The organism is Arthrobacter sp. STN4, from assembly GCF_024539665.1.
Taxonomy (GTDB): Bacteria; Actinomycetota; Actinomycetes; order Actinomycetales; family Micrococcaceae; genus Specibacter.
Map to the genome: position 1 here is coordinate 14,007 of NZ_JAKZGX010000028.1, position 22,733 is coordinate 36,739.

General features: G+C 68.6%; 19 protein-coding genes and 1 pseudogene. 17 read left to right on the forward strand and 3 right to left on the reverse strand.

What is annotated here, in order from left to right; translation table 11 throughout:
* Positions 1-2: 2 nt before the first annotated feature.
* From MMF96_RS16160 to MMF96_RS16195, 8 genes are all read left to right on the forward strand, one after another.
* A complete protein-coding gene (locus tag MMF96_RS16160) occupies positions 3-1,712 on the forward strand; it encodes an AarF/ABC1/UbiB kinase family protein (RefSeq protein WP_256884148.1) in 1,710 nt (569 codons plus the stop codon).
* A gap of 172 nt (positions 1,713-1,884) precedes the next feature.
* Positions 1,885-2,664, forward strand: coding sequence for a phosphatase PAP2 family protein (locus MMF96_RS16165; protein WP_176618568.1), 780 nt, complete (start codon positions 1,885-1,887; stop codon positions 2,662-2,664).
* Positions 2,661-3,467 carry a DUF1206 domain-containing protein gene (locus MMF96_RS16170; RefSeq protein WP_256884149.1) on the forward strand — a complete coding sequence of 269 codons (807 nt, stop codon included), beginning with the start codon at positions 2,661-2,663 and terminating at the stop codon, positions 3,465-3,467. Before MMF96_RS16165 ends, MMF96_RS16170 begins: the two co-directional genes overlap by 4 nt.
* Before the next feature lie 104 nt (positions 3,468-3,571).
* Positions 3,572-3,949, forward strand: a complete 378-nt coding sequence (locus tag MMF96_RS16175; RefSeq protein WP_176618570.1) for a glyoxalase superfamily protein — start codon at positions 3,572-3,574, stop codon at positions 3,947-3,949.
* Positions 3,950-4,203: 254 nt separating this feature from the next.
* Positions 4,204-5,790 (forward strand): ABC-F family ATP-binding cassette domain-containing protein, encoded by a 1,587-nt coding sequence (locus MMF96_RS16180; protein ID WP_256884150.1) that lies wholly within the window; start codon positions 4,204-4,206, stop codon positions 5,788-5,790.
* Between the two features lie 145 nt (positions 5,791-5,935).
* The gene (locus MMF96_RS16185) at positions 5,936-7,999 is read left to right on the forward strand and encodes a hypothetical protein (protein WP_256884151.1); all 2,064 of its coding nucleotides are present in this window, start codon (positions 5,936-5,938) and stop codon (positions 7,997-7,999) included.
* Between the two features lie 204 nt (positions 8,000-8,203).
* On the forward strand, positions 8,204-8,638 hold the full coding sequence (locus MMF96_RS16190) for an acyl-CoA thioesterase (RefSeq protein ID WP_256884152.1): 435 nt from the start codon (positions 8,204-8,206) through the stop codon (positions 8,636-8,638).
* 91 nt (positions 8,639-8,729) lie between these two features.
* Positions 8,730-9,626, forward strand: a complete 897-nt coding sequence (locus MMF96_RS16195; protein WP_256884153.1) for a PaaX family transcriptional regulator C-terminal domain-containing protein — start codon at positions 8,730-8,732, stop codon at positions 9,624-9,626.
* A 110-nt stretch (positions 9,627-9,736) separates the two neighbouring features.
* On the opposite strand, the gene MMF96_RS16200 is transcribed toward MMF96_RS16195, so the two are convergent.
* Complete coding sequence (locus MMF96_RS16200; protein WP_176618196.1) at positions 9,737-10,153, reverse strand: RidA family protein; 417 nt, start codon at positions 10,151-10,153, stop codon at positions 9,737-9,739.
* 144 nt (positions 10,154-10,297) lie between these two features.
* Here MMF96_RS16200 and MMF96_RS16205 point away from each other — a divergent pair, with 144 nt between their 5' ends.
* The 9 genes from MMF96_RS16205 to MMF96_RS16245 all read left to right on the forward strand — a co-directional run bounded on the left by MMF96_RS16205 (position 10,298) and on the right by MMF96_RS16245 (position 21,321).
* Entirely contained in the window at positions 10,298-11,188 is an 891-nt protein-coding gene (locus MMF96_RS16205; protein ID WP_176618195.1) for a fumarylacetoacetate hydrolase family protein, read from the forward strand.
* Positions 11,185-11,667, forward strand: a complete 483-nt coding sequence (locus tag MMF96_RS16210) for a cupin domain-containing protein (RefSeq protein WP_176618194.1) — start codon at positions 11,185-11,187, stop codon at positions 11,665-11,667. The genes MMF96_RS16205 and MMF96_RS16210 overlap by 4 nt, the downstream gene beginning before the upstream one ends.
* A 5-nt stretch (positions 11,668-11,672) precedes the next feature.
* Complete coding sequence (locus MMF96_RS16215) at positions 11,673-12,551, forward strand: acyl-CoA thioesterase II (protein ID WP_256884154.1); 879 nt, start codon at positions 11,673-11,675, stop codon at positions 12,549-12,551.
* A gap of 68 nt (positions 12,552-12,619) precedes the next feature.
* Positions 12,620-14,272, forward strand: a complete 1,653-nt coding sequence (locus MMF96_RS16220) for an AMP-binding protein (RefSeq protein WP_256884155.1) — start codon at positions 12,620-12,622, stop codon at positions 14,270-14,272.
* Between the two features lie 10 nt (positions 14,273-14,282).
* On the forward strand, positions 14,283-16,682 hold the full coding sequence (locus MMF96_RS16225) for a bifunctional salicylyl-CoA 5-hydroxylase/oxidoreductase (protein WP_256884156.1): 2,400 nt from the start codon (positions 14,283-14,285) through the stop codon (positions 16,680-16,682).
* A 434-nt stretch (positions 16,683-17,116) separates the two neighbouring features.
* Positions 17,117-17,719 (forward strand): MFS transporter, encoded by a 603-nt coding sequence (locus MMF96_RS16230; protein ID WP_256128062.1) that lies wholly within the window; start codon positions 17,117-17,119, stop codon positions 17,717-17,719.
* 140 nt (positions 17,720-17,859) lie between these two features.
* Complete coding sequence (locus tag MMF96_RS16235; protein WP_256884157.1) at positions 17,860-18,633, forward strand: cyclase family protein; 774 nt, start codon at positions 17,860-17,862, stop codon at positions 18,631-18,633.
* A 49-nt stretch (positions 18,634-18,682) separates the two neighbouring features.
* Positions 18,683-20,341 carry a thiamine pyrophosphate-binding protein gene (locus MMF96_RS16240; RefSeq protein WP_176618189.1) on the forward strand — a complete coding sequence of 553 codons (1,659 nt, stop codon included), beginning with the start codon at positions 18,683-18,685 and terminating at the stop codon, positions 20,339-20,341.
* Between the two features lie 74 nt (positions 20,342-20,415).
* On the forward strand, positions 20,416-21,321 hold the full coding sequence (locus tag MMF96_RS16245) for a PaaX family transcriptional regulator C-terminal domain-containing protein (protein WP_176618188.1): 906 nt from the start codon (positions 20,416-20,418) through the stop codon (positions 21,319-21,321).
* A 56-nt stretch (positions 21,322-21,377) separates the two neighbouring features.
* Here MMF96_RS16245 and MMF96_RS16250 read toward each other — a convergent pair.
* Positions 21,378-22,019 (reverse strand): annotated as a pseudogene (locus MMF96_RS16250) (alpha/beta hydrolase family protein); the annotation flags it as partial.
* A gap of 106 nt (positions 22,020-22,125) precedes the next feature.
* A complete protein-coding gene (locus tag MMF96_RS16255) occupies positions 22,126-22,611 on the reverse strand; it encodes a cupin domain-containing protein (RefSeq protein ID WP_176618187.1) in 486 nt (161 codons plus the stop codon).
* Positions 22,612-22,733: the final 122 nt, after the last annotated feature.

A 22,733-nucleotide genomic window follows, 5' to 3' on the forward strand; every position in this document is an offset into this window, starting at 1 on the left:
GGTTGGGACCGGCTCGACGCGGCCGGGCAGATGCGGTGCCCGGCGCAGGGGACACCCGCGCCCGCTACCGGCGCATCCTGCGCTTCGCCGCGTGGCACCTGGCGGTGATCTGGTGGTTTGAACTGCTCCTGCCCCGCCTCGGGCTGGGCAGGGTGGCCGAACGCAGCCGGGCCAGGAGGATGCGGCGCTTCGCGCAGCGCTTCCACGTGCTCGCGGTGGAGCTTGGCGGGTTGATGATCAAGGTGGGCCAGTTCATGTCCTCCCGGCTCGATGTGCTCCCACCGGAAATCACGGCCGAACTTGAGGGGCTGCAGGATGAGGTGCCGCCCGTCCCGTTCCCGGCGATCCGTGCCCTGGCCGAGGCGGAGCTGGGCGCGCCGCTGGAGGCCTTGTTCGCCTCGGTCGAGGAAACGCCCGTCGCCGCAGCCTCCCTGGGGCAGGCGCACAGGGCGCAGCTTCTTCCCGGCGACGCTGCCGACACCGGGCTGCAAAGCGTCGTGCTGAAAGTGCAGCGGCCGGGCATCAGCGCCATTGTGGACGCGGACCTGGCCGCGCTGCGCAAGGTGGGCGGCTGGCTCAGCCACGTGCGCCTGGTCTCCGACCGTGCCGACATGCCCGCGCTGGTCAAGGAATTTGCGCAAACCAGCCTCGAGGAGATCGACTACCTGAACGAGGCGGCCTATTTGGAGCGCTTTGCCGTCGATTTTGCCGACGACGGGAGGGTGGAGGTGCCCGGCATCGTCTGGGAACGGACCACCCGCCGCGTGCTCACGCTTGAAGACGTCACGGCCATCAAGATCACCGACGTGGACGCGTTGCGTGCGGCCGGCATCGACCCCGTGAAGGTGGCCCCCGTCTTTGCCGCCGTCATGTTTGACCAGTTGTTCACGAACGGCTTTTTCCATGCCGATCCGCACCCCGGCAACATGTTCATCACCCCCGTGCCCGGCCCTGACGCGGAACATCCCTGGCAGCTGACGTTCATCGACTTCGGCATGATGGGCGCGGTCCCGCCCCAGACCCGCAGCGGCCTGCGGAAACTGCTGATTGCCGCCGCCGCCCGGGACGGCAAGGGACTGGTGGCCGCCATCGCCGAAGTGGGTGTGCTGGTGCCCTCGGCCGACACCGCCGGGCTCGAGCGGGCGATGACAGGGCTTTTCGCCCGGTTTGGCGGGATGGGTTTCGCCGAGCTTCGCGAGGTGGACCAGCGCGAATTCCGTGATTTTGGGGTGGAATTCGGCGAGACGGTCCGTTCGCTGCCGTTCCAGCTGCCGGAGAATTTCCTGCTGGTCATCCGCGCCATGTCACTGACCTCCGGCGTGTGCAGCTCGCTGGACCCCCGGTTCAACCTGTGGGACTCGGTGGAGCCCTATGCCGCGCGGCTGCTGCGGGAAGAGCGCGGCAACATCGCTCGGGACGCGGCCGCCCAGGCGCTCGACGCCGCCGGGACGGCCCTGCGCCTGCCCAAGCGCCTCGACGGCCTCCTCACCCGCATCGACGACGGCTCGCTGGCCGTCTCCAACCCCCGCCTTGAGCGGCAGCTGGCGCGGCTGACCCGCGTGGCGCAGGGGGTGGCGTCGGCCGTCGTGTTCGGCGCCCTCCTCATCGCCGGTTCCGTGGTCCGGGCCGGCGACACGGTCCTTGGCAGCGTGCTGATGGTTGCCTCGGCGGTTCCGCTGCTGTACCTGCTGTGGCCGGGACGCCGCCGCTGACGGCGCCGCCGGGGTGCCGGGGCCGCCATGCCCCGCCCGGCGAAAAAAATTACCTCCTGCGTCCTTTCTTCCGAAGCGGCGGCGGGGGATACTTGGCCAAAGTCGCCATCGGCCCGGCAACGGCCGGGTTGACGGACGGATCGGGACGCTGACATGAGGGAAAGGACGGGTCATGGCTGGACATGGAACCACTGACGGTTCACGGTACTCACGATGGCATGGGAAGTTCGTTGTTGAAGAGCGGCACCTGGCACCCGAAGCGCGACACCGCCTGCAGGTCACGGCAGGCGTGTTGATCGGCGTCGGGCTGGCGGCCTTCCTCTTCCTGCTCATCAGCGTGCTCACGCACACGGGCTTCCAACGTCTCGACGAACCCGTGGAGACATGGTTCAGGACGTTGAGGTCCCCGGGGCTGACGGCCGTCATGATCGGACTGGCCGTCATTTTTGGGCCCATCGCCTTGCCCATCATCGTCCTGGTGGTCGTGGTCGCATGGGCCATTGCGGCCCGGCATGCCTGGCGCCCGTTTCTGCTCGCCGCGGGCATGGTCACGGGAGTCATCCTGGCGGGTGGACTGGCCCCGCTGGTCCGGCACCCGAGGCCGCCGGTTGACCTGATGCTCTTCGGCGCAGACCACTCATATTCCTTTCCTTCCGGCCACGTCCTGGGCACGGCGGACTTCCTGCTGCTCCTTGCCTTTCTGATTGCCAGCCGCCGCCAAAGGACCGGGTTTACGGTGGGCGCGTTCACGATCGCCATCATCGGCATTGCGATCCAAATTGCCAGCCGGCTGTATCTCGGCTACCACTGGATCAGCGACACCACAGCTTCCGTTGCCCTGTCCATGGTGGTCGTCGGCGTGGTCATCGCCATCGACACGCACAGGACGGTCCTGGATCCCGGGGAACAGCCGCAGGGCCCGTACTCGCAACTTCAAGTGGATGGGTCATGAGCGCCGGCGACGTCCGGCGCGCCGCCCGCACCGCCGGCAACAACCCTGCGCTCACCGTCGTCGCCCGGGCCGGTTATGCGGCCAGCGGACTCATCCACCTGCTGATCGGCTGGGTGGCCATCCGGGTGGCGACCCACCACGGCGGCGAAGCCGACCAGTCGGGGGCCCTCGCGCAGCTGACAAAGCTGCCCGGCGGGACCCTCGGCCTGTGGGCGACGGTCGTGGGGCTGGGAGCGCTGGCCCTCTGGCTGCTGCTGCAGGCAGCGCTGGGCATTGGCACCTCGTCCAAGAAGCGGTGGGTGCGCAGCGTGGTGTCGTTCGGCAAGGCGGTGGCCTACCTGGCACTGGCCGGCACGGCGCTGACCTTCGCCGTCGGCGGCTCCTCCCACGCCAGCACGTCAACACGCAGCGCGAGTGCCACCATCCTGTCCCTCCCGGGTGGCGAGGCGCTCCTGGTGGCCGTGGGCCTGGCGACGGCGGGGATCGGTGGCTACTTCATCTACAAGGGTGCCCGGCAGAAGTTCCGGGAGGACATCGCGGTGCCGGACGGGCATTACAAACACGCCGTCGTCGTGCTCGCGGTTGCCGGCTACGTGGCCAAGGGCATTGCCGTGGCGATCGTGGGGGTCCTGTTCATCGTCGCCGCCGCCACCGTCGACCCCCGGGACGCCTCCGGACTGGACGGGGCGCTCAAGGCGCTTGTCGGTCTGCCGTTCGGTGCGCCGGTCCTGGGGATCGTGGCCGCCGGCCTCATGGCCTATGGCGTCTACAGCATTGCCCGTGCCCGCCTGGCGCTCTTCTGAGCCGGGCTGCGTGCGATGTGCCCGCGGCCCGTGGCAGGCCATGGCCGCAGCCCGCTTCGCGCGGGGCACTACCGGCCCGGTTCCGCCTGCACTACCGTGAACCCATGGACTGGAAACTTGAACTCGTGTTTGTGCCTGTCTCCGACGTTGACCGCGCCAAGGACTTTTATGTGAACAAGGTGGGCTTCAACGCCGACTTTGACGAACGCCCCGGCGGGGACATCCGCTTTGTGCAGCTGACGCCCCCCGGTTCCGCCTGCTCCATCTGCATCGGCGAGGGCCTCACGGACGCCCCTCCCGGCACCGCACCCTTGATGCAGATCGTGGTGGACGACATCCAGGCCGCCCACCGCCAGCTCACGGCGAACGGCGTGGACGTGGGCGACGTCGACATCCAGCCCTGGGGCCACTTTGTGAACTTTGCCGACCCCGACGGCAACAAGTGGGCCCTGCAGTACATCCCCGGCCGGCACCAAGGCTAGGGAAAGGTCGACGCCGGGCGGTGCCTTGGGCGCCCAAGGCACCGCCCGGCGTCGTCCCTCCCAAGGGGTGCGAGCGGCACGCGTGCGGTGAATTCCGGGCTGCCCTCCACCGCCGGCGGGTACCGGAGGGCCTGTGCGCGGCCGTCCGTGGCGTTGGCGCTGCGCCGGGACCCGGCACATCCGCCGTGCCGGTACAGTGGGGGCGGGTGTTCCGTCAGGGCCCGCCACCGACCCGCACAACAAGGACCGCACCCATGAGCTTGATCCGCCTCAACGACGTCAGCGTCCGCTTCGACCAAATCCAGGTGCTGCGCGAAGCTTTTTTCAGGCTCGACGCCGGCGACCGCGTGGGCTTGATCGGCCGCAATGGTTCGGGAAAGTCAACGCTGCTGAAACTGGTACTGGACCAGGTGCAGCCGGACACCGGCACCGTGGCCGTGGAACTGGGCACCAGGATCGGCTACTTTTCCCAGTTTTCCGAACTCAACGGCGCCGCCACCATCCTTGAGGTGCTCCAGGACGTGTTTGCCCATGTCGTGGAGCTGGAAGCCGGGCTGGCCGGCATCGCCGCCGCGCTCGCAGCCGGCCCCGCGGAGAAGGAACTGGACCTGCTGGTCCACCGCCAGTCGGAGCTGTTCGCGGACATGGACCGGCTGGACGGCTGGGACTACCAGCGCAGCATTGACAAGGTGTTGACCACCCTTGGCTTCAGCGAAGCCCACCGCAGCTGCCCCATTGACGACCTTTCGGGCGGCTGGCGCAACCGGGCCGCCCTGGCAAAAATCCTGCTCGAGGCCCCGGACGTCCTCCTGCTCGACGAGCCCACCAACTACCTGGACGTGGCCGGCGTCGAATGGCTGGAGGGCTGGTTCAAGAACTTCCAGGGCGCCGCCATCATCGTCTCCCACGACCGCCGCTTCCTGGATTCGGTGGTCACGCGGATCATTGAGGTTGAGAACTTCCACCTGCATGAATACCCCGGAAACTTTGACGACTACGTCGTGGCCAAGCAGTTCCGGCTCAAGACCCTCGAGAGCCAGTTTGTGCACGAATCCGAGCTGCTGGCCTTTGAAGTGGAGGGGATTTCCGACCGCCGGGCGGCAGCGAAGGCCGCTTCCAAGGGGCTCGATTCGAAGCTGTCCAAGATCAAGAAGGCCCGCGCACCCCGTCCCGTGGACAAGATCATCACCGACATCTACGCAGGCCTGCACGTGAAGGACGTGCTGTGCCGGGTGGAATCGCTGGCCAAGGCGTACGGGGACCGGACCCTGTTTCGCGACGTCAGCCTGGAAATCCGCCGCGGCAACCGGCTTGCGGTTGTGGGCGCCAACGGTTCCGGAAAGTCGACGCTGCTGCGGGTGCTGATGGGGGAGGAGCCCGCCGATTCCGGCCATGTCGCGTGGGCCAAGGGAGGCGGCCCGGTCTCCTACAACCAGGTCCTGGCCGCACTGGATCCCGCGGACACCGTCACCCATGCCGTCAACGCACTGCCGGACAGCCTGGCGCTGACCGCCACCAAGAAGTCCGTCAACCGCTTCCTGGCCATGTTCCAGTTTTCCGAGGCGGACCTGAAGCAACGCATCGGCCAGCTGTCCGGCGGGCAGCAGGCGCGCGTGGCCATGGCCCAGTGCCTCCTCTCCGGTGCCTCCGTGCTGGTCCTGGACGAACCCACCAACCACCTGGACCTGGCCAGCACCCAGGTCATGGAGCGCGCGCTCCTGCACTTCCCCGGCGCCGTGCTGGTGGTCAGCCACGACCGCTTCTTCACAGAGAAGATTGCCACGCGCCGCCTGGTCTTTGACCCGGCCGCGCCGGCGAAGGTTGAATTCCTCCCGGCGTAATCTTGCCCGCAGCCACCCTCCCGCCGCGCCGCACAGGTACGATCACAGTGGCCCCACCTCGCAGCCATGGCCCCATGGCCCACGCGGTGAAGCCGGCCCCGGCCCGGCGACATCCGGCGCTGCAGAACCCGTGAAAGGACCGCACGTGACGAAGCCAGGCAGATTCGGGAGGCTCGCTTACAAGACCGGTGCCGCCGCCGTCGGCGTCCTTCTGTCAATCTGCCTGGGCGGAACGGCCCATGCCGAGACGCCTTCCCCGCCGCCTCCCCCCGCGGCCGCGTCCGTGGCCGTCCACCCGGACATCAACCGCAACGTCAAGGCAGCCCTGGCCGGGCACAGGCACCGGCCGGTATGTGCACCCGCCACCCTGCGCCATGCCAGCTGCAACTCCGTCAAGGACCTCGACGTGGGCGGCCCCCTGGCCTCCGCCGCCACGGTGCCCGCCGGATACGCGCCCACAGACCTGCAGGCGGCCTACAAGCTGCCGTCGGCCACCGCCGGAACGGGCATGACGGTGGCGGTGGTCGACGCCTATGACGACCCCACCGCGGAGGCGGACCTGGCCACCTACCGGGCCAAGTACGGATTGCCGCCCTGCTCCTCGGCCAGCGGGTGCTTCACCAAGGTGGACCAGCGCGGCGGCAGCGCCTACCCTGGCCCCGACACCGGGTGGGGCACCGAAACCAGCCTTGACCTCGACATGGTTTCGGCTGCCTGCCCGCTGTGCAAAATCCTGCTGGTCGAGTCCGACACCACCGCGGTCTCCGACCTGGGAGCCGCAGTGGACACGGCCGTTGCCAAGGGTGCCGTGGCCGTCTCGAACAGCTACGGCACACCCTCCGGCAGCCTCGACTCCTCCTATGACCCGTACTACAACCACCCGGGGGTGGCCGTCACCGCCAGCGCCGGCGACAACGGCTACGGTGCGGACTATCCGGCCGCGTCCAGCTACGTCACGGCCGTGGGCGGCACGAGCCTGGTCCGTGACGGCAGCACGCGCGGCTGGTCGGAGAGCGCATGGTCCGGCACCGGCAGCGGCTGCTCCTACGCATCGGCGAAGCCCGCCTGGCAGCCGGACACGGGCTGCACCACCCGGACCACCAGTGATGTGTCGGCCGTGGCGGACCCGGCCACCGGCATGGCCGTCTACTACTCCTCCGGCGGCTGGATGGTGGTGGGCGGCACCAGCGCCTCCGCGCCCATCATCGCCGCTGTCTATGCCATGGCCGGGACCCCCGGATCAGGCTCCTATCCGGCACAGTTCCCGTATTTGCACCCCGCCCAGCTCAACGACGTGACGACGGGCGCCAACGGCATTTGCACCCCGTCCTACCTCTGCTCCGGCACCGCCGGCTATGACGGCCCAACCGGGCTGGGGACGCCCTCGGGGGTGTCGGCATTCGCCGACGCCGCGACCCAAACAGCCCCCACACCTACGCCCGCTCCGACCCCGACCCCGACACCGCCACCGGCGCACGCCATCACCTCGCCGGGCGACACCGTGTATGCCGATTCCTCCGGGCGGCTCTATGACGTCCCGGCCACCGGGGCCATGAAGTCCGGCGCCGCGCGCCAGATCGGCCACGGCTTTTACAGCATCCGCGACATGCACGTCACCGACTGGAACAGCGACGGCGTCCTGGACCTGCTGGTCCAATGGAGCAGCGGGCGGGTCAGCGTGTACCTGGGGTCAGGCGGTGGCCTGGGATACGGTCCGGTGATCGCGACCCAGGGCTGGCAGGGCATCACCCTCACCGTCGGCAAGTGGACAACGTCGGCGCCCTACCCGTGGCTGGTCGGGACCAACAGCGCCGGAGGGCTGTATTACTGGGCCAACCGCCGCGGGACAACCGTTGACACGGCAGTGCGGATCGGCACGGGCTGGAACGGCCTGAAAATCACGCAGCTGGACTTTGACGCTGACGGCCGCGCTGACCTGTTGGTCCGGACCAGCACCGGTGCCATGCTGCTTTACCGCGGCAACGGCTCCGGCGGGATCATCAGTGAACCGCGCAAGGTGATCGGATCCGGGTGGCAGGGCTATGACATCCTGAGCCCGGTCCCCGGATTTGCCAGTCCGGGCAGCCGGGGCCTGATCGCCCGATACGCCGCGACCGGAACCCGTTACTACTACCCCGTCTATACGGGACGCTGGGGTGCCAGGGTTGCGCTGGCCGGAAGCTGGAAGTACCTGGTGATCGCCGACTGACTTGGGTGGACGGCTGGGGGTGCGGCGCACCGGCACCGGGGGCGCCCGCACCCCGCAGGCCTGACCGGCACGCAAGACATGGAGACTTAATGATCACCGTAACGAATTTGATATGTCATTGGCCAAAAGGCCGATAGACTCGGGCTGGGCCGCACCACACCGGTGCTGCCCCCGCGGACATGTTCCGTCATCGAAAGGACCCCAGTGCACACCTTGGATCAGGCCTGCGGGCCGCGGGCCTGCGTTGAGCGGACGGTGGAATGGGTGGACACCGACGCCTCCGGCCACCAGCACAACTCCGCCGTCCTGCGCTGGGTGGAAGCGGCCGAGGCGGAACTGTTCAGGACGCTGCACCTCCCGGACTACTTCGCCTGTGCACCCCGTGTCCAGCAGGTTGTCAACTACCGTGCGAAATTGTGGTTTGGCCAGCGGATCCGGGCCACCGTTGCCGTTGAAGCCATCGGCCGCACGTCCATGACCTTCGCCTTCGAAGTCGAGGGCATGGCCCATAAGGGGGCGGCCGGGGGAGGCCTGGCGGCCCACGGCACGTTCACCACGGCCCACGTCGCCCCGGGTGCCCAGGCCGCCTCCCCCTGGCCGGCCGGCATCCTGGCGGCCATCGGGCCGGCCGTCCCGTGAGGGAGGCCAGCCCGGGACGTGGCCGGGCCGCCGTGCGATGCCGTGCCGCCGTGAACTGCCGTGCCGCCGTGCGATGCCGGGGTGGAAAGCCGTGACGGAAACAGGCACCCGGGCCAGGCTGGAATTTCCCGCGCCTCCGGTGCGCCACCAGCAGCTGATTGTCACGATCTTCGGGCTCTACAGCCGGGGGCCGGACGCCGCGATGCCGGTCTCGGCACTTGTTGCGCTGCTCGGTGACCTCGGCTACGACGCGCCCGGTGTGCGGTCCTCCGTGTCCCGGCTCAAGGCCAAGGACGTGCTCAAAAGTGTCAGGACGGACAAGGTGGCCAAGTATGCCTTGTCGGAAAGTGTCCTGGAGGTGTTCAAGGAAGGCGACGCGCGCATATTCTCGCCCACCCGGTCCGTGGCCGGGGACGCGTGGGTCCTGGCCATCTTTTCCGTGCCGGAAGCGGTGCGCAACAAGCGCCACCAGCTGCGCTCCGAGCTCTCCTGGCTGGGGTTCGGTTCCGTCGCCTCGGGCGTGTGGATTGCACCGGCGGGCGTGCTCGGCGAGACCAGGCGCAGGCTGGAAAAGCGCGGGCTGGGCCAGTTTGTTGAGTTCTTCCGCGGCGACTACCTGGCCGAAGGCGACATGCGCACCAAGGTGGCCCAATGGTGGGACCTGGCTGCCCTGGACGAACAGCTTGGCGAGTTCCTTGACTTTTACCACGATGCCGCCGAACAGTGGCTCGGCCTGCTCGGTGACGACCCGGACCAGGCACTGGCCCGGTCGACGCCGGAACTGCGCGCCGATGCGTTCCGCTACTACATCCCCATGCTGACCGCGTGGCGGCGCTTTCCCTACCGGGACCCGAGCCTGCCGCTGGAGTTTCTGCCGGACGGCTGGAAAGGCCCCCAGGCCAGGGCGGCGTTCTCGACCGTGCACCGCCTCATTTCCCGGCTGGCGGCAGCCCACGCCCACAGCATCATCGACGCCGCCGGCCGCTGACCGGGGCACTTCAAAACCGGAAAACACGCAGTCGGGGCGCGCGGGCACAGTGCCCCCCGGCCCCGCCTGCACCCGGGGCGCGCCCGCGGAAACCAGTGCGCCTGCGGAAATCAGCGCTCCTGGATCACCGCGACGCCCTGGATTTCGATGAGGGCCTCCTTTTGCCAAAGCCGGCTGATCCCGATGCCTGCCATGGCGGGGTATTTGGAGCCGGCCATCTCGCGCCAGAGCTGCCCGATTTCCTTGCCGTTGGCCATGTAGTCGTCCACATCGGTGAGATAGATCGTGACGCTGACGAGGTCCTCGGGCTGCCCGCCGGCTTCTGTGAGGGTTGCCAGCACGTTGGAGAACGCCTGCCTGAACTGTGCCACGATGCCGCCGGGCACGATGTTCATGTCCTTGTCCAGGGCCGTCTGCCCGCCCAGGTATACCGTGTTTCCGGCGAGCACGCCGTGGGCGTAGCCGCGTGGCTTGGGCAGCGATTCCGGGTTGATGGTGGTGTTGCCCGTCGCTGTTGTGTTGTTCATGTCCAGCCTCCTTGCGGCGCCCCTGGGGCGATTTTGAAAAATCCATGTTCAGATCGTGACGATCGTGCTACGTTGAGCATATGTGACGATCGTAAATAAGTCGATACATAATCAGTGATCACCAATGTGAGAGGGAAAAGACCCGTGAAACTTGCCACCCTGCGCACCCGTTACGGCACGACGGCGGCGCTCCTCCTTCCCGGTGTCGGGTTCCTGCCGTTGCCGGCCGGGGACGTGGGCGGACTGTTGGCCGGCCCGGACTGGCGCGGCACGGTTGCGGCCGCCGTGGACACTGCCGCGGCAGGCGCCACGGTCCCGGAGCGCGAGGCGGACCTGGCGCCGCTGCTCCCGCGGGCGGCGAAGGTCATTTGCTGCGGCCTGAACTATGGGGACCACATTGCCGAGATGGGCCGGGACCGGCCGGAGTTCCCCACCTTGTTTGTGAAGTTTGCCGATTCGCTGGCCGGTGCCAGGGATGTGCTGGAGGTTGCCGGCAGCGCCAAGGTTGACTGGGAGGCCGAGCTCGCCGTCGTCGTCGGGGCCACGCTGCACCGGGCGGACGAAGCGGAGGCGGCGGCCGCCATTGCCGGGTACACGGTGGCCAATGACGTCTCCATGCGTGATTGGCAAAACCGGACGCTGCAGTGGTTCCAGGGCAAGGCCTTTGATGCCGCGACGCCCGTGGGCCCGGTGCTGGTGACGGCCGATGAGTTTCCGGCCGGCGCGGGCTTCACGGTCCGCGGCTTTGTGAACGGGGAGCCTGTCCAGGCCGGAGACACCTCGACCCTGGTGTTCGGGCCGGCCCGGCTGCTCTCCTACATTTCCCGGTTCACCACCCTGCGTGCCGGGGACCTGGTGCTCACGGGCACGCCCGGCGGCGTCGGGATGGGGATGGTGCCGCCGCGTTTCCTGGCCGACGGCGACGTGCTGCGCACGGAAATCGACGGGATCGGCGTGCTGGAAAACGTGCTCCGCATCCACCCCCAAGACCAAGACCTGCATCAACAACTCGTGACGAAGGAGTCCGCAGCATGACCACCGACATTGAGGAATACCGCACCGAAGGCGACAATTCCGTGTATGCCGGGCCCGACGGTGCAGTGGTGCCCGTCGTGACCCGGGCCGGGGAGGAGGACACGAACACGGCGCAGTCGGGGGACTGCGTCCGGGTTTCCGGCGTCAGCATCCAGCACACCCCGGCCACGAAGATCTGGTTCGGCCAGGTCTCCAACACCCCCGGATACCGTTCGCTGCCCCACCACCACGGGGAGGCGGAGACAGGCGGCTACGTGCTGCGCGGCCACGGCCGCATCTACTACGGGGAAAACTACTCGCAGTTCCAAGACCTGTTGACGGGCGACTGGGTGTTCGTGCCGCCGTTCATGCCGCATGTGGAGGCGAACATGTCCACCACGGAGGAACTGGTCTGGCTGACCGCCCGCACGCCTGAGAACATTGTGGTCAACCTCGAGGACGTCCCCGACGAATCCCTCGCCGACTACCGGAGGGCTTGAGGACCATGGACATCCAGACGCTTTCCGCGCAGACCTTCCTGAACGCGGTGGAACTTTCTGCCGTGGCCCCCGAACACGGCGACGAGGCATTCGAGGCCACCACCCAGTACGTGCCCTGGCCCAAGGCCTATGGCGGGGACATGGTGGCCCAATCCGCGGCGGCCATGATGCGCTCGGTGGGTGCGGACCGGAGCATGCATTCCATGCACAGCTACTTCCTGCGCCCGGTCGACGTCGGTTCGGTGGTCCGCTACGAGGTCGAGCACCTGCGCGACGGCCGCGGCTATTCCACCCGCAGCGTGCGCGGCCATCAAAACGGCAAGGTCGTCTTCACCGCCATGGGCTCGTTCCAGGTCCCCGAACAGGGGCCGGACTTCCAGGGGGACGCGCCGGCCGCCGTCGACCCGGCAACCCTGCGCAGCGCCGCCGAGGTGCTCAAGGGTGTTGAGGGCCCTGCCGCGGAGTACTGGTCGGGCGGGCGCAGCTTTGACATGCGCCATGTGCCCGGCCCGGTGTACCTGGAGGTGGACGGCGGGGTGGCGGCGCACCAGTGCGTGTGGGTGCGCGCCTTTGGCGCCCTGCCCGATGACCCGGACCTGCAGCGGACGGCGCTGGCGTACGTGTGCGACTACACGATCCTGGAGCCGCTGCTGCGCGTCCGCTCGCTGAACTGGTCCACGCCGGGCCTGGCGACCGCGAGCCTGGACCACTCCATGTGGTTCCACCGCGAGGGCCGGGCGGACGGTTGGATCCTCTACGCCCAGGAAGCGGTGTCCGGGCAGTCGAACCGGGGCCTGGCCCTGGGCCGGTTTTACGACCGCGAAGGCAGGCTGCTGGCCACCGTCGCGCAAGAGGGCATGATCCGCAGTGTGGACCGGCCATGAGCACCACACACCTTGGAGCACCCGTCGATCTTGAAGCACCCGTCGAAGCACCAGCGAAAGGACAGGCCATGACGGCACCATCGGCCCACGTGGACACCTTCACCCGCGACCACCTCCCGCCCCGTGACAGCTGGCCCGTCCTGGAGTTCACCATTCCGGAGGTGCAGTACCCGGAACGGCTCAACGCGGCCACCGCGCTCATTGACGACACGGCCGCGGCGTTTGGCCGGGGCCGCACCGCGCTGCGCACGCCCGACGGCGGCACCTGGAGCTACGGGGAGCTGCTCCGCCGGGCCAACCAGGTGGCCCAGGTGCTCACCGAGGACCTCGGGGTGGTGCCGGGCAACCGGGTCATGCTGCGCGGCCCCAACAACCCCTGGCTCGTCGCGTGCTGGCTCGGCGTGCTCAAGGCCGGTGCCGTCGTCGTCACCACGATGCCCATGCTGCGCGCCGGGGAGGTCGCTGCCATGATCGGGCTGACCCGCCCCGTCGTGGCGCTGTCGGACCACCGGTTCATGGACGGGCTGCTCGCCGCGGCCGGGACCACCACTGTCCTGGCCTATGGCGGCGGTGGCGAGGCGGACCTGGTGGCACGGTGTGCGGCCAAGAGCGGGGAGTTCACCAATGTGGACACCGCCGCCGACGACGTTGCCCTGCTGGGCCCGACGTCGGGCACCACCGGGGTCCCCAAGGTCACGATGCACTTCCACCGGGACATCCTGGCCAACGCGGACACCTTTGCCCGGCACCTCCTGCGGCCCACGCCCGAGGACGTCTTTGCCGGTTCCCCGCCCCTGGCGTTCACGTTCGGGCTCGGCGGGCTGGTCGTCTTCCCGCTGCGGTTCGGCGCCTCGGCCCTGCTGACCGAACGCGCCGCGCCCGTGGAACTGGCCGAAGCGGCCGCCGCGGCCGGGGCAAGCATCTTTTTTACCGCGCCCACCGCCTACCGGGCCATCCTGAAGGCGGGCCGCAGCGAGCTGCTGAGCCGCCTGCGCGTGGCCGTGTCCGCCGGCGAACACCTGCCCAAGGAGACCTGGGACGCGGTATATACGGCCACCGGGCTCCGGCTCGTGGACGGGATCGGCTCCACCGAAATGCTCCACGTGTTCATCTCCGCCGCCGGCGAGGACATCCGCCCGGGTGCCACCGGCGTCGCGGTGCCCGGCTACCGTGCCACGATCCTTGACTTCGAAGGCAACGAACTGGGCCCCAACGAGGTCGGCCGGCTGGCCGTGATCGGCCCCACCGGGTGCCGCTACCTGGACGATCCGCGCCAGGCGAACTACGTGTGCAACGGCTGGAACGTCACGGGCGACACGTTCCTGCGCGACGACGAGGGCTACTTCCGCTACCAGGCCCGCTCGGACAACATGATTGTCTCCTCCGGCTACAACATCGGCGCCCCCGAGGTCGAGGCGGCCATCGACCAGCACCCCGACGTGATGGAAAACGCCGTCGTGGCCCGCCCCGACCCGGAACGCGGCTCGGTTGTCTGCGCCTTCGTCGTCCTGCGCGAAGGCGTTCCTGGCGACGCCGCCAAGCGCAAGGAAATCCAGGACTTCGTCAAGCAGACAATCGCCCCCTACAAATACCCGCGCGACGTCCAGTTCGTGGCGGAACTGCCGCGCAACCCCAGCGGAAAGCTGCAGCACTTCAAGCTCCGCGACCGCCTCCGGGACGAATCCCGACACCCCGCGGCCACCCTGCCGTCCAACGCTTAAGGAGACCACCATGAAAATCGCCATCGTCGGAGGCGGCCCCGGCGGCCTGTACTTCGCAGCCCTCATGAAGCAGCTCGACCCCGCCCACCAGGTCACCCTGTGGGAACGCAACGCCGCCAGCGACACGTTCGGCTTCGGCGTCGTCTTTTCCGATGAGACCCTGGGCGGGATCGGCAACGCGGACCCCGTCATCGCCGACTACATGTCCCGCCGCTTCGCCCGCTGGTCCGACATCGACATCCACTTCCGCGGCGAGACGGTCACCGTCGGCGGCCAGGGCTTCGCCGCCATGAGCCGGAAGGAACTGCTCGAACTGCTCCAGCACCGCTGCGCCGAACTCGGCGTGGACCTGCGGTTCTCCACGGTGGCACCGCCGGTGGCGGAACTGGAGGCACACTACGACCTGGTCCTGGCCTCGGACGGCATCAACTCCCAGATCCGTGCCACCTACGCCGACACCTTCAAACCGTCCCTGGACCCGCGCGCGAACAAGTTCATGTGGCTGGGCACGGACCAGGTCTTCGAGGCGTTCAAGTTCTTCGTCAAGGACACGCAGTGGGGCACCATGCAAATCCACGGCTACCCGTACTCCGACCAGGGCTCCACGTTCATCGTGGAAATGGGCGAGGACGTCTGGCGTGCCGCCGGGTTCGACGAGACCGCCGGGGAGGTGTTCCCGCCCGGCGCCTCGGATGAAAAGGCCGTCGCGAAGATCCGCAGCATCTTCGCCGAGGAACTCGCCGGCCACGAGGTGCTGGTCAACAACTCCAAGTGGCTGAACTTCACCACGGTCCGCAACGGCACCTGGCGGCACGGCAACGTCGTCCTGCTCGGCGACTCCGCGCACACCGCCCACTTCTCCATCGGCTCCGGCACCAAGCTGGCCATGGAGGACGCCCTGGCCCTGGCCGCCTGCCTGCACGAACACCCCGGACTGGAAGCCGCCCTGTCGGCGTACGAGACCGAACGCCGCCCCGTCGTCGAATCCACCCAGCGCGCGGCCCAGGCGTCGCTGGAATGGTTCGAGCAGATCTCCCAGTACAAGGACCAGGACGCCACCCGGTTTGCCTTCAACCTGCTCACCCGCAGCCGCCGGATCACCCAGGAAAACCTGCGCCTGCGCGACCCCCGGTTCGCCGGGCGCGTCGAGGCCGGCTTTGCCGCCGCCCAGGGCCGCACCGACGTCGTTCCCGCCATGTTCCAGCCCTTCCGGATCGGCGGGCTGGAACTGAAGAACCGCATCGTCGTCTCCCCCATGGACATGTACTCCGCCGTGGACGGCGTCCCCGGCAACTTCCACCTGGTCCACCTCGGATCCAAGGCACTCGGCGGGGCCGGGCTGGTCATGACCGAAATGGTGTGCGTCTCACCCGAGGGCCGCATCACCCCGGGCTGCACCGGCCTGTACACGGACGGGCAGCGCGAGAGCTGGAAAGGCATCGTGGACTTTGTCCACGGAAACTCGACGGCGAAGATCGGCGCCCAACTCGGCCACTCCGGGCGCAAGGGCTCCACCCGCCTCATGTGGGAAGGCATCGACCAGCCCCTGGCGAACGGCAACTGGCCCGTGGCCGGCGCCTCGGCGCTGCCCTACGGCCCCGGCAGCCAGGTCCCCGTGGAACTGGACCGGGCCGGCATGGACAAGGTCGTAGCCGACTTCACCGCCGCGGCACGCCGCGCCGGGGAAGCCGGATTCGACCTGCTGGAAATCCACGCCGCCCACGGCTACCTGCTCTCCTCCTTCCTCTCACCGGTATCCAACACGCGCACCGACGGATACGGCGGCACGCTGGCACAACGGCTCAGCTTCCCCCTGGAAGTCTTCGACGCCGTGCGCGCCGCCTGGCCCGCCGGCAAGCCGCTGACCGTGCGCATCTCCGCCACCGACTGGATCGACGGCGGCAACACCGCCGACGACGCCGTCGAGATCGCCCGCGCCTTCGTGGCCCACGGCGCGGACGGCATCGACGTGTCCACCGGCCAGGTCGCCGCCGAGGAAAAGCCCGCCTACGGACGCAGCTACCAGACACCCTTCGCGGACCGCATCCGCCAGGAAGTCGCCGCCCCCGCCGGCGTGGCAGTCATCGCCGTGGGCGCCATCTCCAGCTACGACGACGTCAACTCCATCCTGCTGGCCGGGCGCTGCGACCTGGTCGCCATGGGCCGCACGCACCTCTACGACCCCCAATGGACGCTGCACGCCGCCGCCGAACAGGGCTACCGCGGCGACGGGGCCGGGTGGATCCCGCAATTCCGGGCCGGGCGCCGCAAGCCCCCGAGCGCCCGCACGGACGCCGTGCGCCCGCGCCTGTCCCTGCTCACCGAGGCTGGCGCCGACGGCGCGCCAGAACACCTGCGCTGGACCCCGGCCCAGGCAGCCACGCCCGCAACCGAACCCGCCATGGCATAACCGCAACAACCCGAAAAACAACGGAACGGGGCGGCACGGAAACGTGCCGCCCCGTTCCGTACCGATGCCGGGCCGCCGGCCGGCTGCACCGCCCCAGTGAATGTACGCCCCTGTGAAATGGCGTGACCAATGACCCCTGCGCCGCTGAACGACTGGAACGTGCCACGTGGGACCACCGGAATTCTCTTATTTTGTTGTTGGCTCGCCTTCCTCTCGGAAGGCTGCGACGTGGGCGTGCTTGGCGCCGTGCTGCCCGCCCTGGCACAGTACAAGGCCTGGGGCCTGTCACCGCTCGCCCTCGGCGCCCTGGGCGCCTACGGGCTGGCGGGCATGTTGGCCGGTGCCATGCTCATTGGGACGCTCGGCGACCGGGCGGGCCGGAACCGACGCCGGCCGACGTCGCCGCGGAACCGTGGCGGGCGGCCACTTTCACCATGTTCAGCAGGAAGTACCTTCGGTCCACCGTCTTTTTCTGGATTTCCCTGTTCCGCGGAATGGTGTTGGTGTATGGGCTGAACACGTGGCTGCCGTCCATCATGAAGGCGGCCGGCTACGACCTCGGGTCCTCCCTGGTGTTCCTGGTGGTGTTCAGCCTTGCCTCCGCCATCGGCGGACTCCTGCTGGGCCGGGCCGCAGACAAGTATGGCCAGAAGCTGGTTTTGATGGTTTTCTATGTGTTGTGCGGCCTGGGCATCCTGCTGCTGATGTTCCCCAACAACATGGCCGTGAACCTGCTCTTCGTAGCCTTTGCCGGCGTTGGATCGATCTCCACGTCGCTGATTCTCACCGGCTACATTGCCGATCACCATCCCGCCGGCGTCCGGGCCACGGCCACCGGGTGGGCCCTGGGCTTCGCCCGGATTGGCGCCATCTCAGGGCCGCTGATCGGCGGGTGGATCGGCAGTGCGGCGCTGCCCCTTGAATGGAACTTTGCCACTTTTGCCGCCATTGCGGTGGCCGCAGCGGCTGCCGTGGCACTCATTCCCCGGCGTGTGGTGCACCACCAGTCGCGGGTGCCTGTCTACGACATTGTCTGACGGGGCCCTCCCGGCGGCCGGCCGCATTGCCGGTACCTTGTCCAGCAACAGGTTGGCCGTGACCGCCGTCACCAAAATTCAACAAACAATGTCCCGGACGGGTGCCAAGGCGCCCTCCGCCATCGAACACTGGAGATTCAATGCGTCCTGTCCATGAAGTCCTCGCCTCGCCGGCCGCCGGTGCCGTCGACATCCATGACCTGACAGTGCCGCTGTCCGCGGACACGCCGACGCCCGTGCTGCCGGAGCCGTTGGCCAACCTGGCTGATTTCAGCCTCACCGAGGTCTCCGCCTACAACGGGCCGGGCCCCTACTGGAAGCACCACAACATCCACACGGGCGAGCACATCGGCACGCACCTCGACGCCCCCATCCACTGGATCTCGGGCCGCGACGGAAAGGACGTCTCGCAACTGGACCCGGCGCGCCTCGTGGGCCCGGCCGTGGTGCTTGATTTCAGTGCCGGGTCCGCAGTGGACCCGGACTTCCTCATCGACACCGGGCACCTGCTGGCGTGGGAGGAAGAACACGGGCCCTTCCCGGCCAACTCGTGGCTGCTCTTCCGCACCGGCTGGGACCGGTTCGGGCACGACAAGCAGGCCTTCCTGAACCTCGACGACTCCGGATCACACACCCCGGGCTTCACGGCGGACTGTGCCCGGTGGATCGCCGGACAACCGGGGGTCTCCGGCGTCGGGGTGGAAACCGTGGGAATCGACGCCGGCAACGCCGCCGCGTTGAACCCGCCGTTCCCCATGCACCACTTCCTGCTGGGTGCCGACAAATACGGCATGACCTCGCTGAAGAACCTGGACAAGCTGCCCACCCACGGCGTCATGGTCGTGGTGGCCCCGCTGCCGATCGTCGGCGGAACCGGCGCGCCGGCCCGCGTGCCGGCCATGGTCCAGAAGTGATCCGCCCCCGCCTACACCCCGCAGCCGCCCAGCAACCAAGGAAGCAACCATGAACGTTTCACAGCTTGTCGGCAGGACGCTGGCCGGACTCGGGGTCGGGCACTGCTTCGGGGTGGTGGGGTCAGGGAACTTCGCCGTGACCAATGCGCTCATGGAGCACGGCGTGCCGTTTACCGCGGCCCGGCACGAGGGCGGCGCAGCGACCATGGCTGACGCCTATTCACGCACCAGCGGCAAGGTCGCCGTGGTCTCGGTCCACCAGGGCTGCGGCCTCACCAACGCCGGCACCGGCATCGGCGAGGCCGCCAAGTCCCGCACCCCCATGATCGTGCTCGCCGCCGAGGCGGCACCCAGCGCCGTCTACTCGAACTTCGCCATGGACCAGGACGGCTTTGCCGCGTCCGTCTATGCGGTGCCCGAGCGGGTGCATTCGGCCGCCAGCGCCGTGGCCGACACCGTCCGCGCCTACCGCCGGGCGGTCAACGACCGCCGGACGGTGGTCTTGAACCTGCCGCTGGACGTGCAGGCGCAGGAAGCCCCCGCGGAACACGCCGCGGCGGCCGCTGCCGTCACGGCCGTCGAACCGATCCGCCCCTCGCGCGCTTCCGTCCGGGCCCTGGCCGGCCTGCTGGCCGGCGCGCGGCGCCCCGTGTTCATTGCGGGCCGGGGCGGACGCGGGGCGGGGGAGGAAATCCTTGCCCTGGCCAACCATGCGGGCGCACTGGTCGCCACCTACGCGGTGGCCAAGGGCCTGTTCAACCAGGACCCCTTCAACCTGGGCATCTCCGGCGGCTTCTCCTCCCCGCTGGCCGCTGAACTGATCACGGACGCGGACCTGTTCGTCGGCTTTGGCTGCGCCCTGAACATGTGGACCATGCGGCACGGGCACCTGATTGGTGCGGGCACCACGGTGGTCCAGGTTGACCTCGACGAGCAGGCGCTGGGCGCCAACCGGCCCATCGACCTGGGCGTTGTGGGGGACTCGGCACAGTGCGCCATCGACACCCTGGAGGCACTGCTCGCCGGCAAGGTGCCGGCCCGCGAAGGCTACCGCAACGCTGCCGTGAAAGCGCGCATCCAGGAAGCAATCCACTGGCAGCAGGTCGACTTCGAGGATCTCTCCGACGGGCGGTCCATCGACCCGCGCAGGCTCACGAAGGCCTTGGACGGGATCCTGCCGGCCGAACGCATCGTGAGCGTGGACTCGGGCAACTTCATGGGCTACCCCAGCCAGTTCCTCTCGGTGCCGGACGAATTCGGCTTCTACTTCACCCAGGCGTTCCAGGCCATCGGGCTGGGCCTGTACACGGCGATCGGGGCCGGCCTGGCGCAGCCGGGACGGATCCCGGTGCTGGGCACCGGCGACGGCGGCTTCTACATGGCCATCGCCGAGCTGGACACGGCGGTGCGGCTGGGCATGCCGCTGGTCTGCATTGTCTACAACGACGCCGCCTATGGCGCCGAAGTGCACCACTTCGCCATCGACACCCCGGAGGCGGACATGGGCTCCGTCCAGTTCCCGGACACCGACTTCGCGGCCATCGGCCGCGGGTTCGGCGCCACCGGAATCACTGTGCGCACCCTCGCGGACCTGGACGCGGTGCGGGAGTGGGTGGCCTCGAAGCCGGTCCGGCCGCTGGTCATTGACGCAAAAATCGCCTCCGATTCCGGCTCCTGGTGGCTGGCGGAGGCCTTCAAGGGGCACTGACCCCGGGCCGGGCGGGGTGCAGCCATGGCGGCCGTCCGTAGGATGGGGGGAGAACTCCAAGCGACGGGAATTGCGTGACCTCCACCCCAACAGCCGGGCCCCGGCTGCTCCACCAGCAATTGATTGTGACCCTGTACGGGCTCTACGGCAGCCTCGCCGCCGGTTCCCTGCCCGTGGCCGGGCTCGTTGCCCTGCTGGCGGACCTGGGCGTGGACGGGCCGGCGGCCCGTTCCTCGGTGTCGCGTCTCAAGCACAAGGGGGTGCTGCGCAGCGTGCGCGAAGGCCGCGTGGCCAGGTACGAATTGTCCGACGCCGTGTTGGACGCCTTCCATGCCGACGACCAGCGCATCTTTGCCCCCGTGCGATCCCGGCCCGGGGACCCCTGGTCACTGGTCGTCTTTTCCGTCCCCGAAGCCGAGCGCAACCGCCGCTACGAGCTGCGCTCGGAACTCGTCAGCCTGGGCTTTGGCACGGTGTCGGCGGGCGTGTGCATAGCACCCGGCACCGCGCTTCCGCAGACAGTTGCGCGGCTGGCCGAACGGGGGCTTGACGGGTACGTGGAATATTTTGACGCCGCCATTCCCGGCGGGGAGGACGTCAGGGGCAAGGTGGCCAGGTGGTGGGACCTGGCGGAACTGGACGCGCAGTACCAGGAATTCCTCGACGGTTTTGGGGCGGAGCCGCGGCGGTGGGCCGGCCTGCTGGCCGCTGCCGGCCCCGGCGGCCTGGACCCGCTTCAGCGCGCCGACGCGTTCAAGACGTACGTGTCGATTTTGACCGTGTGGCGCCGTTTCCCCTACCGGGACCCCAACCTGCCGTTTGAATACCTGCCTGATGGTTGGAAGGCCCCGCTGGCCAAGAAGGCATTCCTGGATGTCCACGGGCTGATTGCCGGGGTGGCACGGGCCCACGCCCAGGACTTGTTGGGTGCCTTCCCATCCGCGAGGGAGCCCAGCCAGGTGAGTACGGCGTCCCAGTGACCGGCCGTGGGGCTGATCGCGGCCAGATGGCCAAGGTCGGCGGGCTCCAGGAGGGTGATGCGGTCACCCGCGCTGCGCGCGGCCCGCACGTAGTCGAGCGAGTGGCTGACGGGCACGCGCGCGTCATTGGCGCCGTGGACCACCAGCGCGGGAATGCCGAGGGGCAACTGCCGCACGGGTGAGGAATCCGCATACTGTTCGGGCAGTTCCCGCGGGCCTGCGCCAAAGAACTCCGCAGCGGCGTCTTCGCCCAGCCGTTCGTGGAAGGTGCGTGCGGTATCCGTCACGGGTGCCAGGGCGACCACGGCGTCCAGCCCGGACGCGGCGAGCAGCGCCAGCTGGCCGCCCACGGAGTGCCCCACGCCCACCACCGGACCGGGCGCGGCGCGGCACCATGGAGTCCCGGTGATGGCGCGGACCGCGGCCCGGACGTCCTCGATGGTTTCCGGCCACCCGCCGCCGTTGCCGTGGCGGCGGTATTCAACATTGCCGACCTGCCAGCCCCGCCGCTGGAACTCGGCGGCGAGCGGTTCCATGAGGCCGGCGTCGAATTGTGCGCGCCAGTATCCGCCGTGGACCAGCAGCACCGTCCCGTGTGCGGCGGCGCCGGGACGCCCAAGGGCAGGCAGGCAGTGGACATGTTGCCCGCCGCCCGTGCCATACCGGATGGTGAAGCGCTCCCGTTGTTTGACGCTCATGCGTTTCTCCCTGCGTTCGTGGCCCGGAGAAGATGCTGCCGTGGCCGGTCGCTGAAGTGGCTCAAGGCGGCGGCAGGCACCATGGTCCCTGCCGCCGCCGGGCGGGCTACGCCCCGGGAACGGCGCCCGGCGGCAGGAAGTTGACGTCGTACAGGGCCGAAATGCGCACCACTTCCTCGGGGTCGGTCAGGTTGTGGAGCTTGCCAAACAACGTTGACAGGCTGCCGGAGGGGCTGACCCAAAAGAGCGACTTGCCGGGCGTTTCCCCCTTGTTGTAGTAGGCGTGGGGGAGGCCCATGGGCATGCGGACGGTGTCGCCGGGGCCCGCCGTCGTCCATTCACCGTCAAGGTAGAGCGTATAGACGCCTTCCATGATGTAAATGTGTTCGTCCTGGGTGGGGTGCACATGGGGCGGGACACCCGTCCCGGTGGGATCCAGGGACAGCCACGCAAAGCTTGATGCGCTCTCAACCTTGGCCAGGTACGTGTGGCCCAGGACATTCCAAGTCTTGTTGCCGTAGGCCTCGCTGGCCAGGGTGATGCCCTTGGGCAAGTTCCCCAGGATTATTTCCTCGCCGGTCTGGATTTCCATGGTGTTCCTTTCATCGGGCTGGTGATGAAGCCAGCATGCCACGGACGGAACAATATATGCGATAGCTATTGCGATCGCGAAAAACACTGCATATGCTGTAGCTCACATCACCGCAACCGCGT